Below are 12415 nucleotides of genomic sequence, written 5' to 3' on the forward strand. Positions count from 1 at the left end.
GCATATGACCGACACGCCACTGACTTTCGCGACCATGCCGACGATGATCGGCAAGGAACTTGGCGTCTCCTCCTGGATCACGGTCGACCAGGAGATGATCAACCAGTTCGCCGAGACGACACGCGACAAGCAGTGGATCCACATCGACGTGGAGCGCGCGAAGCGCGAAAGCCCGTTTCGAGCGCCTGTCGCGCATGGCTATCTCACCCTCTCGCTCGTCGCCGCGATGAGTTACGAGATCGGCGCGCTGCCGGAGGGCACGGCGGCCGCCTTCAACTACGGGCTCGACAAGGTCCGGTTCCTCACCCCTGTCAAGGCCGGCGCGCGGGTGCGCATGCGTTCGACGCTGGTTTCCTTCGACGAGAAGGGACCCGGGCAGTTCCTGATGAAAGCCAACAACGTCGTCGAGATCGAGGGCGAGGAAAAGCCGGCGCTGATCGCCGAGACGCTGGCCATGCTCGTCGCCGCGCCTCCGCCAAAGTCCTGATCGGGTCTTGGAGCGGACGGCGGCAGGAAAGGGAGGACTGCAATGGCCAAGGCGCCGAAGAACGAAGGGCGGACCATCGCCGATGACATCGCGGAGAATTCCGCGGAGAACACGCTGGCGCTCAATCCGCTGATCGGCGTGCGCAGCCAGGATCTGGTGGCGGCGGCGGGAACGGTGATGAAGGCGCTCGCCAGCCATCCGCAACTCGTCGCCCAGCAATGGATGTCCTTCGCAACCGAGTTCGGCAAGATCGTCGGCGGGCAGTCCGACATCGCCGCGGATCCGAAGGACCGCCGCTTCGCCGATCCCGCCTGGAAGACGAGCGGCATCCACAAGGCGCTGATGCAGTCCTATGTCGCCTGGGGCAAGGCCGTCACCGACCTCGTCGAGAAGACGGATCTGCCTGAGAAGGATGCGGCGCGCGCCCGCCTCATGACATCGATCTTCGTCGACACCATGGCGCCGTCCAACAACCCACTTCTCAATCCGACGGCAGTGAAGGCCTTCGTCGACAGCGGCGGCAAGAGCGCGCTCAACGGCCTCAGGAACTTCCTCGACGACATGACGAAGAACGGCGGCCTGCCCTCGTCCGTGGACGTCTCCAAATTCAAGGTCGGCGAGAACCTCGCCAACACGCCGGGCACGGTGGTGTTCCGCAACGAGGTGCTGGAACTCGTCCACTATACGGCGACGACGGAGAAGGTCTATCAGCGGCCGCTGCTGGTGGTGCCGCCGCAGATCAACAAATATTATTCGGTCGATCTCTCGCCCGACAAGAGCATGATCAAGTTCCTGCTCGCGAATGGCCTGCAGCCCTATTGCGTGTCCTGGCGCAATCCGACGCCGGAGCAACGCGACTGGGGGTTGGACACCTATATTGCGGCACTCGACGAGGCCTGCGACGCGGCGCGCGAGATCACCGGTTCCGACACGGTCAACATCATGGGCTCCTGCTCGGGTGGCATCACGCTGTCGACCTATGTCGCCTGGCTTGCCGCGCAGGATCTCAAGAAGGTCAATGCGGTCATCCTGGCGGTCTGCGTACTCGACACTATGGCCGCCACCGACAACGACTTCGCCGCGCTGGTCACGCCCGAAAGTGTCATGGCGGCCAAGCAGATGTCCAAGGCGCGCGGCATCCTCGACGGGCAGGACATGGCCAAGATGTTCGCCTGGATGCGCCCGAACGACCTGATCTGGAACTACTGGGTGAACAACTATCTGCTCGGCAACCAGCCGCCGGCCTTCGACGTGCTGTTCTGGAACGCCGACACCACGCGCCTGCCGGCGCGGCTGCACGGCGATTTCCTCGACCTGATCTTCACCAACCCGTTCATGAACCCCGGCAAGCTGTCGATCAACGGCGTCCCGATCGACATGCGCAAGGTCAAGCACGAGACCTATGTCATCGGCGGCACGACCGACCACATCACGCCGTGGAAGGCCGTCTACCAGACGGCTCGTATCTATGGCGACAAGACCACTTTCATCCTGTCGAATTCCGGACATCTGCAGAGCCTGCTCAATCCGCCCGGCAATCCGAAGGCCTGGTACGTCAAGGGCGTCACCAAGGAGAAGGATGCGGATGCCTGGGCGGCGGGGGCCACCAAGCATGAGGGGAGCTGGTGGCTGGACTGGGCCGAATTCCTGAAGGCTAGATCGGGCGACGAGATCGGGGCGCCCAAGACTCCAGGCAGCAAGAAGCACAAGCCGCTCGGTGCTGCGCCCGGGACGTATATCTTCGAGGCGTGAGCTGACTCAATCTTTGCGCTGCCCCTCATCCGCCTGCCCGTCCTCCGCAGCAGCTGCGCTGCAGCTGCGGAGGACGGGCAGGCGGATGAGGGGCGGCACAAATAGCACAAAAAGGGGCAGGGGACAGATGAGAGCATCCGCAAAGCGAAGGAGGGCCGAGAGCGCTCCGATGGAGATCAAGGTCTTCGACGTCGATGGGCAATTGCTGCGCACCGGCATCCGGCAGGGCACGGCGGATCGCCCGCCGCTTCTGATGTTCAACGGCATCGGCGCCAATCTGGAACTCGCCGAACCGTTCATGAACGCCCTCGACGATACATCGGGCATCATCTTCGACGTGCCCGGGGTCGGCGGCTCGCCCAAGCCGGCCTTGCCGTACCGGCCATCGACACTCGCGCGCATGGCCAAGCGACTGGTGGAGATCCTCGGCTACGAGCAGGTCGACGTGTCGGGTGTCTCCTGGGGTGGCGGGCTCGCCCAGCAATTCGCCTATCAATATCCTGGCGTGTGCCGGAAGCTCATCCTGGCCGCGACCGCGCCCGGCGTCACCATGGTACCCGGCGCGCCGAAGGTGCTGATGAAGATGGCGAGCCCGCGCCGTTACACCGATCCCGGCTATATGCGCTCGATCGCGGCAGAGATCTATGGCGGCGACTTCCGCAAGGACCCGACGCTGATCGCGCGGCACGCCGCCGCCATGAAAGGCGCCACCCAATATGGCTATATGCTGCAGCTCTTTGCCATGAGCGGCTGGACCAGCCTGCCGTTCCTGTGGCTGCTGCGGCAGCCGACGCTCATCCTGGCTGGCACCGACGACCCTCTGGTGCCGGTCATCAATGCCAGGATGCTGCACGGCATGATCCCGAATTCACGCCTCGAACTGCTCGACGACGGGCATCTGTTCCTCGTCACCAAGCCGAAGCAGTCGGCGGAGATGATCGAGGCATTTCTGAGGGAGTAACCCTTCGGGGCTGGCTGTGTGAGCGCCCGGGCCGGGGCCTTGCGATGGGTTTTTTCTCGCTTGCGGCTACGGAATACCCCTCATCCGACCTCGCCCTGCGGGCGAGGCCACCTTCTCCCACAAGGGGAGAAGGCTGGGGCCTTGCTTCGACGGCTCTGCAAATCACCGACGTTGACGGTTGGCCGAGGCGCCACTGCAGGGCGCCACCATGGCCCGTTTTGCTGAACTTGACGAACACAACTGCGTTCCCTTCTCCCCTTGTGGGAGAAGGTGGCCTCGCGAAGCGAGGTCGGATGAGGGGTACTCCCGTGACGTGGCGTATCCCGAGCCGCGAGAAGAAGGTGCCGGCAGGCGGATTGGAGGACGGGGCGGGCCAACCGCTGCCGGTTCCCGCTTCGCGCACAAGAATGATGGGTCGGAAGGTTGCCATCTCGTAGCTGACTTGGCGGACCACGCTCACGAAGGTGTGCTGCCGACCCGGATGTCTATCCCTTCCAGCCCGTCGATACCGCCGGTCGCGCGCTGGCCGGGCTTGATCGCGCCGACGCCGGCGGGGGTGCCGGTGAAGATCAGGTCGCCTGGCTGAAGCTCCATGCCTTCGCTGCAGATCGCGACGATGTCTTCGACCGGCCAGATAAGCTCGGCGAGGTCGGCATCCTGCCTGGTCTCGCCGTCGACCGCCAGCCAGATCCGTCCCTTGTCCGGCGTGCGCCACTGCGCGGCGCGGGTGAGGGGGCCGCATGGCGCGGAACGATCGAAGCCTTTCGACCAGTCCCATGGACGCCTCAGCGCCTTGGCTTCGTCCTGCAAGTCGCGACGGGTGAGGTCAATGCCGACGGCATAACCCCAGACATGGTCGAAGGCGGACGCGCGGGAGATTCGGAAGCCGCCCCTGCCGATCGCCACGACAAGCTCGATCTCGTGATGCAGATTTTCCGTCAGCGGCGGATATGGAATCTCGACACCGCTGTCGACCACGGCATCGGCAGGCTTGGCGAAGAAGAAAGGCGGCTCGCGATCGGGGTCGTTGCCCATCTCGCGGGCGTGGGCGGCATAGTTCCTGCCGACGCAGAAGATGCGCCGCACGGGAAAGCGTTCCGCCGATCCCGAAACCGCTACGGAAGGAACAGGGGGCGGAGCGACGACAAATTCGGTCATTCGAAGGTCCTGAATTTCGGTTGCCGGTTTGGGGGAGCAGGCGGGCTACGGCGCGATATTGGCCAGTTCGTCCAGCATGTCGAGCAGGCGCTCGATCTGCTTGGCGCCGTAGCGGGCCTCGAGATCGGCATAGATGGCGCGGCTCTCCGGCGTCACTTCGCGCAGCAGGGCCACCCCGGCGGGCGCGATCGCCAGCAAGGCGCGCCGGCCGTCGCTGGCATCGCGCTCCCGGGTGATCAGCGCGCGATCCTCCAGCGCCTTGATGATGCGGGTGAGGCTCGGCGCCAGCACGCAGGCGCGGTCGGCCACCTCGGTCGCGTCGAGCGGGCTGGTTTCGCCGAGCACGCGGATCACGCGCCATTGCTGCTCGGTCACGTCATGGGCGGCGAGCATCGGCCGGAAGCGGCCCATCACCGCCTCGCGCGCGCGCAGCAACGCGATCGGCAGCGAGCGGCGCGTGTCGCGCGGCAGCAGCGTGTCCTCAGGAAGCGCTTGGCGGGTCTGCTTCTGTCGAGAATCCATGGCGCGCACCTTTCACCGTATTGCGATGCGCTGCAAGGCGTTCGTGCGGTTCAGGCCTCGGCCGCCACAGTGTTGCGCAGCGTGCCGACGCCTTCGACCTCCACTTCGACGACGTCGCCCTGCCTCAGCCATTTCGGCGGGTCGAAGCGGGCGCCGGCACCCGTCGGCGTGCCGGTGGCGATCAGGTCTCCCGGCATGAGCGTGGTGAAGGTCGAGACATATTCGACGATGCGCGCGAATGAGAAGGCCATGGACGCAGTCGTGTCGCTCTGGCGGAGCTCGCCGTTCACCCGGGTCTCGATCCGCATGTCGCAGACGTCGATGCCGGACAGGTCGGTTTCGATCCAGGGGCCCAGCCCGCCGGACCGGTCGAAATTCTTGCCCTGGGTGACGTTGAACTTGCCGTGCCGGATCCAGTCGCGGACCGATCCTTCGTTCATGATGGTGAGGCCGGCGACATGAGCAATCGCTTCGGCCCGGGCAATGCGACGACCGGGCTTGCCGATGACGAGCACGATCTCGCCCTCATAGTCGAGCTGCTCGGATTCGCGAGGGATGACCATGGCCTCGCCATGCGGCACGAAGGAAAGCGGAGTGCGCATGAAGAGTGATGGGTATTTCGGCGCTTCCGATCCGTCCTTGTATTCCTCGTTGCGGTTCACGTAGTTGACGCCGACGCAGAAGATCTTGCCGGGATCGGCGATCGGCAGGTCGAGGGCCTGCCCTTCAAGCGGCACGTCGGGCGCGGCAGTGGCGACAATGGCGCGGACATCGTCGAGCAGCCCGTCCTCGATGATCTGCCTGACGCTTCGCCCCTCGAAATGCCGGGAAAGGTCGACGATGCCGCCGTCCTTCACCGCACCCGCCTTGGCCATTCCATAAGCAAGAAAGGTCAGCAACCGCATCAGACAAGTCCCGTCCTGGCAAGTACGCCGTCGAGCCGCTTTTCGAGCTCCGGTGTCGCCGGCACCAGCGGCAGCCGGTGCTCGTTCTCAGGCATGATGCCCAGCCGCTTCATCATATATTTCATCGGTATCGGATTGATGTCGTAGAACACCGCCTTGTTGATCTCGAAGAGCTTGCGGTGAAGGTCGCGCGCCTTGAACAGGTCGCCGGCCCAAACCGCCTCGCACATCTCGGCGAGCGGTTTCGGACGCAGATTGCCGACCGCATTCATCAGCCCGCAGGCGCCGACCGCCATCATGGGAAACGACAGCTCCTCCAGCCCGACGAAGACGCGCAGATCCTCGTCGATCTCCTCGAACAGGTCCGACACATAGGCGAGATCGAGCGATGCATGCTTCATGCCGACAAAGGTCGGACAGGTGTTGTCGATCTCCTTCGCCGTCTCCACCTTCACGTCCACCGCCGCGCGCCCCGGAATATGGTAGATCATCCACGGCTTGTCGTGCAGGGCGTTGAGCTGCCGGTAGTATTCGACGAGACCGCGCTGCGGCGGGCGGGAATAATAAGGCGTCACGATCAGCAGCGCATCGACGCCCTTCTTGCCGGCCGCATGCCTGGTTAGAGCCGCGGTCTCCGCATAGCTCTGAGAACCGGTGGCAACCACGACCGTGGTCTTGCCGGCGGCGGCTTCCACGGCGACGTCGACGATGCGATTGCGCTCCTCGACGGTCAGCGACGACGGCTCCGACGTGGTGCCGTTGACGAGGATGCCGTGCGAGCCCTCGCGGCGCTGGAACTCGACCAGGCCGGCATAGGCGTCGTAGTCGACCGCGCCGTTCCGGAACGGCGTCACCAATGGCGGGATCGAGCCTTTGAGAAAGTCCTTGTCCAGTTTCAGCATGGCTCTCCTCCGCTTCCCTCGATCTCCATGTCATGCACAGCTGCTTGACATCGATCTAGTTAACACGTTAATAACATGGTTGCAACGTCGAAAACGAGCGATGTCGCGAAGCCGCGGGGAGGAGCCCATGCCGCATTTCATCGTCGAATACTCGGCCAATCTCGACGGCAAGGTCGATATCAAGGGTCTGTGCGATGCGATCCTCGATGCGGCAATCGATGCTGACGTGTTCGAGCTCGGCGCGATCCGTGTTCGCGCACTGCGCTGCGAGGCCTATGCCATCGCCGACAGGCTGCCGGAAAACGGCTTCGTCGACCTGTCGCTCCGGCTCGCCGCAGGCCGGGCGATCGAGGTGAAAAAGAAGCTGGGCGATGCGGTCTTCGCTGCCGTCGAGAGTTTCCTTGCGCCGCTCTTCGAGACGCCGCATTTCGCGCTGTCCTTCGAGATCCGCGAGATCGATCCGGATTTCAGCTGGAAAAAGAACGCCATCCATCCGCGTCTGCGCGGCAAATAGGGGGAAGACCATGTCAACGCTCGACGAAAACCTCGGCAAGGCCAAGGCCTGGCTGGCGCGGTTCCGCGCCGAGGGCGTGCTCAACCGCATCGGCGGCGAAGCCGTGCCCGCGGCGGACGGCACGACCTTCGAGACCATCTCGCCGATCGACCTCCAGCCGCTTGCCAGTGTGGCCCATGGCAAGGCGGCCGATATCGACCGCGCGGCCAAGGCCGCCAAGGCGGCGTTTCCGGCCTGGGCGGCGATGCCGGGCGAGGCTCGCAAGAGACTGCTGCACAGACTCGCCGACGCGATCGAGGCACGGGCAGAGGAGATCGCCTTCGTCGAATGCATGGACACCGGCCAGGCGTTGAAATTCATGGCGAAGGCCGCGCTGCGCGGCGCGGAGAATTTCCGTTTCTTCGCCGATCGCGCGCCGGAAGCCCGCGACGGCAAGGCGCTCAGGGCCCCGAACCAGCTCAACATCACCACGCGCGTGCCGATCGGTCCGGTCGGCATCATCACCCCGTGGAACACGCCCTTCATGCTGTCGACCTGGAAGATCGCGCCGGCGCTGGCCGCCGGATGCACCGTCGTCCACAAGCCGGCGGAATTTTCGCCGCTGACGGCCAGCCTGCTTGCCGAGATCGCGGAAGAGGCCGGTCTGCCGAAGGGTGTGTGGAACCTCGTCAACGGGCTCGGCGAGGACGCGGGCAAGGCGCTGACGGAGCACCCTGACATCAAGGCGATCGGTTTCGTCGGCGAAAGCCGCACCGGCTCGCTGATCATGAAGCAGGGCGCCGACACGCTGAAACGCGTGCATTTCGAGCTCGGCGGCAAGAACCCGGTCATCGTGTTCGCAGATGCCGATCTCGAACGCGCCGCCGACGCCGCCGTCTTCATGATCTATTCGCTGAACGGCGAGCGTTGCACCTCCTCGTCGCGGCTGCTGGTCGAAGCCGACATCTACGAGGCCTTCACCAGGAAAGTCGCGGAGAAGGCGGCGCGCATCAGGATCGGCCATCCGCTCGATCCGGAGACCACGATCGGCCCGCTGATCCATCCCGTGCACGAAAAGAAAGTGCTGTCCTATTTCGACCTCGCCCGGCAGGAAGGCGCCACGATCGCCACCGGCGGCGAGAAAGCGCAAGGCCCGGGCGGCGGCTGTTACGTGAAGCCGACGCTTTTCACCAATGCCACGAATTCGATGCGCATCACGCAGGAGGAGATCTTCGGACCGGTGCTCACCGCCATTCCGTTCGAGGACGAGGCCGAGGCGCTGGCGCTGGCCAACGACGTCGACTATGGCCTGACCGGCTATCTCTGGACATCCGATGTCACCCGCGCCCTTCGCTTCACCGAACAGCTCGAGGCCGGCATGATCTGGGTGAATTCGGAGAATGTCCGCCACCTTCCGACACCGTTCGGCGGCGTGAAGAACTCCGGTATCGGCCGGGACGGCGGCGACTGGTCCTTCGACTTCTATATGGAAACCAAGAACATCGCCTTCGCCACGGCTCCGCACGCCATCGCCAGGCTGGGCGGATGACGGGGCTGGATCGGCTTGATCCGGATCAAGGGCGAGGAACGCTGAGCCGTTAGTGTCCCCGAGGGACATGGATCGGACTGGGAGGACGTCGATGCCGCTGCCGAAATGCAATCTCTATCCGCCGTTCAACATCGTGCGACTGTCGCATGTGGAATATGCCGTCACCGACCTTGCGGCGAGCAAGGCGTTCTATGCCGATACGCTCGGTCTGCAGGTGACGCATGAGGACGGCGACATCGTCACGCTGCGGGCGATGGAAGAGCGCAATCATCACTGCATCGTATTGAAGCGCGGCATCGAGCCCGTTGCCGATGTGCTCGGCTTCAAGGTGTTCTCCGAGGAGGACCTCGATCGGGCGAAGGCCTTCTTCGAAGGTAAGGGCCTGCCGGCCGAATGGATAGAGCGACCCTGGCAGGACCGTACGCTGAGGACACGGGATCCGCACGGGATTCCGCTGGAATTCTACGCGACAATGGAGCGGCTGCCGACGATCCACCAGCAATACAGGCTCTATCGCGGCGTCAAGCCGCTCAGGATAGACCATTTCAACTGCTATTCGACCAGCGTCGATGCCTCCGTCGCCTTCTACAACGAGATCGGCTTCCGGGTGACGGAATATACCGAGGACGAGGAAACGAAGAAGCTGTGGGCGGCCTGGATGCACCGCAAGGGCGGCGTGCACGACATGGCCTTCACCAACGGCCGCGGCCCCCGGCTCCACCATGTCGCCTTCTGGGTGCCGACGCCGCTCAACATCATCGACCTGCTCGACCTGATGTCGACGACGGGCTATCTCGCAAATATCGAGCGCGGGCCGGGCCGGCACGGCATCTCGAACGCCTTTTTCCTTTATGTGCGCGATCCCGACGGCCACCGCATCGAGATCTATTGTTCGGACTATCTCACCGTCGATCCCGACCACGAACCGATCAAGTGGGACCTGAAGGACCCGCAGCGCCAGACGCTGTGGGGGGCGCCGGCGCCGCGAAGCTGGTTCGAGGAGGGCAGCCTGTTCGCCGGTGTCGCCGTCGAGGAGCCGCAACTCAAGGCGCAGCCCATCGTGGCGCCGTAGGGCGCCGCCCGTCCATTCGGTGGAAGCCTGCTTCAGCCCGCCGGTGGCACCAGCCGGAAGTCGGGAAGCTCGCGCAGGGCCAGTTCCGGCCCGGCCGGAGAATAGACGACGAATAGCTGCATCGGCCCGTCGCCGGTGTTGAGGGTGGAGTGGTAGCGGCTCTCTGGCACATAGATCGTGCAGCCCGGCCCGACTTTTCTGACCACCGGGTTCCCGGCTTCGTCCTCGACCATCTGCTCGCCGGTCCCCGAGATCACGAAGATGATCTCTTCCGCGCCGGGATGGTTGTGGCGCGAATGGCCCTGGCCTACGGCGAGATCGACCACGCCGCCGGAAAAGCGTTCGGCCCCGTTGACTTCGGGCGCGACCGTCAGCGCCAGCCGGCCCCAATCGAAGGCGAAGGTGTCCACCTCCTTCGGGTAGCGGAACATCCTGTCTGCGTCGCTCATCGTCTCATCCCTTCTTGCTTTTCGGCTTGGCGTCGGCGCCGCCAAGCGCGATTGCCTTGAAATCCGCGGTCTGTCTGGCGATCGCGGCTTCGGCCGGCAGGCGCTCCATGCTGGAGGCGCCGTAGAAACCGTGCAAGCCTTCCGACCGCTCGAGGATGTAGCGCGCGTCGTCGGGCATCGAGATCGGACCGCCGTGGCACAGCATGATCACGTCCTTGCGGATCGAACGCGCGGCCTCGGCGATCGCGTCGATCTCCTTCACGCAATCGTCGAGCGATTTGGCGCTGGTGGCGCCGATCGAGCCGCCGGTCGTGACGCCCATATGCGCCACGACGATGTCCGCGCCGGCCTTGGTCATCGCCCTGGCTTCGTCGGGATTGAAGACATAGGGCGTGGTCAAGAGGTCCAGATCGTGGGCTGCCGCGATCATGTCGACCTCGAGGCCGAAGCCCATGCCGGTCTCCTCGAAACTCACCCGCATGGTCCCGTCGAAAAGGCCGATGGTCGGGAAGTTCTGGACGCCGGAGAAGCCCATGTCCTTCAATTCGGCGAGGAAGCGCGGCATCAGCACGAAAGGATCGGTGCCGTTGACGCCTGCCAGGACCGGCGTCTTCTTCACCACCGGCAGCACTTCGACCGCCATCTCCTTCACGATCTCGTTGGCGTTGCCGTAGGCGAGCAGGCCCGCCGCCGAGCCGCGACCCGCCATACGGTAGCGGCCGGAATTGTAGATGATGATGAGGTCGATGCCTCCTGCCTCCTCGGCCTTGGCGGAAAGGCCGGTGCCGGCGCCGCCCCCGACGATCGGCACGCCGTCGGCGATCATCTTGCGAAACTTCTCGAGGATCTTCTTGCGTGGGATTGCCGGCATCGGGGTCTCATTCTCCTGAAATGGCGCGGAAGGCCTCTGCGGCGGCGGCCGCGAAGGCGGGATCGTTGATGTGGAGCGGCAAGCGAAGGACGCGGCGGTCGCCGGTGTGGACGACCGTTTCCTCGATCGCGGCGAAGAGGGCGGCGTCCGCATCGGGATCGAAGAAGGCTCCGCCTTCGATATCGAGGGCCGACACGCCCTTCTCCGGGAGAAGGAAGCGCACCGGTCCGTCGCAGGCGTTCAGCTTCCGCCCGATCCAGGCGCCGATGACACGGCATTCCTCAGCGGTCGTGCGCATGAGGGTCACGTTCGGATTGTGCTGGTGGAAGAGCCTGTCGCGGTAGCGTTCCGGTACGGTCGAGCGCGCCCAGAAATTCACCATGTCGAGGGCGCCGACGGAGCCGACATAAGGAAGCCGACGGTGGGCGACGGCACCGAAGCGGTCCTCGGTCGCCGGCAGCACACCGCCCAGCAAGAGGTCGCAGACTTCGGTGGTCGTGATGTCGATGATCCCCTGAAGCAGACCGCTGTCGGCAAGTTTCTCCATGGCGCGTCCGCCCGTGCCGGTGGCATGGAAGACCAGGCAGTCATAACGTTCGCGCAGCGTCGCGACGATCGCCGTGACGCAGGGCGTCGTCACGCCGAACATGGTGAGGCCCAATGCCGGCTTGCCTTCGGCACGCGGGGCAGGGCGCAGGGCCATGCCCGAAATCATCTGCGCCGCGTTGTGCAGGATGATGCGCGAGAGGCGGTTGAGGCCGGCCATGTCGGTCACCGAAGGCACCATGACGATGTCGGAAACGTCGACGAAGGGCGCGACGTTGCCGGAAGCGAGCGTCGAGACCATCACCTTCGGCAGGCCGAGCGGCAGGCCGCGCATGCCGGCGGTGATGATCGACGTGCCGCCGCCGCCGCCGATGCCGATCACGCCTGCGATATCCTCCCGCGCCGAGATGAAGCGTGAGAATGCGATGGTCATCGCCGCGACGGCGTCGCCGCGATCATCCGCACCAAGCGCAGCGTCGGCGCCGTCCGGATGGCAGGCGGCGACTTCCGATGCGGGGATGTCGACATCGGTTGCCGGTGGCCGGGTGCCGACGTCCACGCGCATGACATGGCCGCCCGCCGCGACGATGGCATCCGACAGGAAGGCCAGTTCCTCGCCCTTCGTGTCGGCCGTGCCGACGACATAGATGCGCTTCATGAGGTCCCCGCCCTCCTGCCCGTCCACGTTCGCGTCTCGAATGCCGGTGCGCAGATGTTGCAATCGAAATGAGACGATAGTATCGTATTG

At 64.7% G+C, this 12415-nt stretch carries 13 protein-coding genes; 6 read left to right on the forward strand and 7 right to left on the reverse strand.

All coding sequences use genetic code 11. The annotated features are described in order from the left end of the window. Nucleotides 1–4: 4 nt before the first annotated feature. From JN280_RS20665 to phaZ, 3 genes are all read left to right on the forward strand, one after another. On the forward strand, nt 5–487 hold the full coding sequence (locus JN280_RS20665; RefSeq protein WP_202304734.1) for a MaoC family dehydratase: 483 nt from the start codon (nt 5–7) through the stop codon (nt 485–487). A gap of 42 nt (nt 488–529) precedes the next feature. Next, nucleotides 530–2239, forward strand: a complete 1710-nt coding sequence (locus JN280_RS20670; RefSeq protein WP_202304735.1) for an alpha/beta fold hydrolase — start codon at nt 530–532, stop codon at nt 2237–2239. 169 nt (nt 2240–2408) lie between these two features. Then, nucleotides 2409–3200, forward strand: a complete 792-nt coding sequence (phaZ, locus tag JN280_RS20675) for a poly(3-hydroxyalkanoate) depolymerase (RefSeq protein ID WP_202304742.1) — start codon at nt 2409–2411, stop codon at nt 3198–3200. A gap of 456 nt (nt 3201–3656) precedes the next feature. On the opposite strand, the gene JN280_RS20680 is transcribed toward phaZ, so the two are convergent. From JN280_RS20680 to dapA, 4 genes are read right to left on the reverse strand one after another with little or no spacing between them, the layout of a single operon-like run. Beyond that, complete coding sequence (locus JN280_RS20680) at nt 3657–4358, reverse strand: fumarylacetoacetate hydrolase family protein (RefSeq protein WP_202304744.1); 702 nt, start codon at nt 4356–4358, stop codon at nt 3657–3659. Nucleotides 4359–4403: 45 nt separating this feature from the next. Beyond that, complete coding sequence (hpaR, locus tag JN280_RS20685) at nt 4404–4880, reverse strand: homoprotocatechuate degradation operon regulator HpaR (RefSeq protein WP_202304746.1); 477 nt, start codon at nt 4878–4880, stop codon at nt 4404–4406. Between the two features lie 50 nt (nt 4881–4930). Then, entirely contained in the window at nt 4931–5788 is an 858-nt protein-coding gene (locus tag JN280_RS20690; protein ID WP_446720764.1) for a fumarylacetoacetate hydrolase family protein, read from the reverse strand. Next, on the reverse strand, nt 5785–6687 hold the full coding sequence (gene dapA / locus JN280_RS20695; protein WP_202304749.1) for a 4-hydroxy-tetrahydrodipicolinate synthase: 903 nt from the start codon (nt 6685–6687) through the stop codon (nt 5785–5787). The genes JN280_RS20690 and dapA overlap by 4 nt, the downstream gene beginning before the upstream one ends. A gap of 127 nt (nt 6688–6814) precedes the next feature. Here dapA and JN280_RS20700 point away from each other — a divergent pair, with 127 nt between their 5' ends. The 3 genes from JN280_RS20700 (at nt 6815) to hpaD (ending at nt 9801) form a co-directional block, all read left to right on the forward strand. Next, nucleotides 6815–7201, forward strand: coding sequence for a 5-carboxymethyl-2-hydroxymuconate Delta-isomerase (locus JN280_RS20700; RefSeq protein ID WP_202304751.1), 387 nt, complete (start codon nt 6815–6817; stop codon nt 7199–7201). Nucleotides 7202–7211: 10 nt separating this feature from the next. Then, nucleotides 7212–8729, forward strand: coding sequence for a 5-carboxymethyl-2-hydroxymuconate semialdehyde dehydrogenase (gene hpaE / locus JN280_RS20705; RefSeq protein WP_202304753.1), 1518 nt, complete (start codon nt 7212–7214; stop codon nt 8727–8729). A gap of 91 nt (nt 8730–8820) precedes the next feature. After that, the gene (gene hpaD, locus JN280_RS20710) at nt 8821–9801 is read left to right on the forward strand and encodes a 3,4-dihydroxyphenylacetate 2,3-dioxygenase (protein WP_202304761.1); all 981 of its coding nucleotides are present in this window, start codon (nt 8821–8823) and stop codon (nt 9799–9801) included. A 32-nt stretch (nt 9802–9833) separates the two neighbouring features. Here hpaD and JN280_RS20715 read toward each other — a convergent pair whose 3' ends face one another. From JN280_RS20715 to JN280_RS20725, 3 genes are read right to left on the reverse strand one after another with little or no spacing between them, the layout of a single operon-like run. Further along, entirely contained in the window at nt 9834–10250 is a 417-nt protein-coding gene (locus JN280_RS20715; protein ID WP_202304764.1) for a cupin domain-containing protein, read from the reverse strand. A gap of 4 nt (nt 10251–10254) precedes the next feature. Then, nucleotides 10255–11121, reverse strand: a complete 867-nt coding sequence (locus JN280_RS20720; RefSeq protein WP_202304766.1) for a phosphoenolpyruvate hydrolase family protein — start codon at nt 11119–11121, stop codon at nt 10255–10257. Between the two features lie 7 nt (nt 11122–11128). Continuing rightward, nucleotides 11129–12325, reverse strand: a complete 1197-nt coding sequence (locus JN280_RS20725; RefSeq protein WP_202304769.1) for a Tm-1-like ATP-binding domain-containing protein — start codon at nt 12323–12325, stop codon at nt 11129–11131. Nucleotides 12326–12415: the final 90 nt, after the last annotated feature.

Origin of the sequence: Mesorhizobium sp. L-8-10, assembly GCF_016756635.1 — a bacterium.
In the GTDB taxonomy this organism is placed as follows: domain Bacteria; phylum Pseudomonadota; class Alphaproteobacteria; order Rhizobiales; family Rhizobiaceae.

Coding starts and splice junctions, on each gene's coding strand:
- JN280_RS20680 (WP_202304744.1), bottom strand. CDS start 4,358: ATGACCGAATTTGTCGTCGCTCCGCCCCCTGTTCCTTCCGTAGCGGTT.
- JN280_RS20665 (WP_202304734.1), top strand. CDS start 5: ATGACCGACACGCCACTGACTTTCGCGACCATGCCGACGATGATCGGC.
- dapA (WP_202304749.1), bottom strand. CDS start 6,687: ATGCTGAAACTGGACAAGGACTTTCTCAAAGGCTCGATCCCGCCATTG.
- JN280_RS20725 (WP_202304769.1), bottom strand. CDS start 12,325: ATGAAGCGCATCTATGTCGTCGGCACGGCCGACACGAAGGGCGAGGAA.
- hpaR (WP_202304746.1), bottom strand. CDS start 4,880: ATGGATTCTCGACAGAAGCAGACCCGCCAAGCGCTTCCTGAGGACACG.
- JN280_RS20720 (WP_202304766.1), bottom strand. CDS start 11,121: ATGCCGGCAATCCCACGCAAGAAGATCCTCGAGAAGTTTCGCAAGATG.
- phaZ (WP_202304742.1), top strand. CDS start 2,409: ATGGAGATCAAGGTCTTCGACGTCGATGGGCAATTGCTGCGCACCGGC.
- hpaD (WP_202304761.1), top strand. CDS start 8,821: ATGCCGCTGCCGAAATGCAATCTCTATCCGCCGTTCAACATCGTGCGA.
- JN280_RS20670 (WP_202304735.1), top strand. CDS start 530: ATGGCCAAGGCGCCGAAGAACGAAGGGCGGACCATCGCCGATGACATC.
- JN280_RS20700 (WP_202304751.1), top strand. CDS start 6,815: ATGCCGCATTTCATCGTCGAATACTCGGCCAATCTCGACGGCAAGGTC.
- JN280_RS20715 (WP_202304764.1), bottom strand. CDS start 10,250: ATGAGCGACGCAGACAGGATGTTCCGCTACCCGAAGGAGGTGGACACC.
- hpaE (WP_202304753.1), top strand. CDS start 7,212: ATGTCAACGCTCGACGAAAACCTCGGCAAGGCCAAGGCCTGGCTGGCG.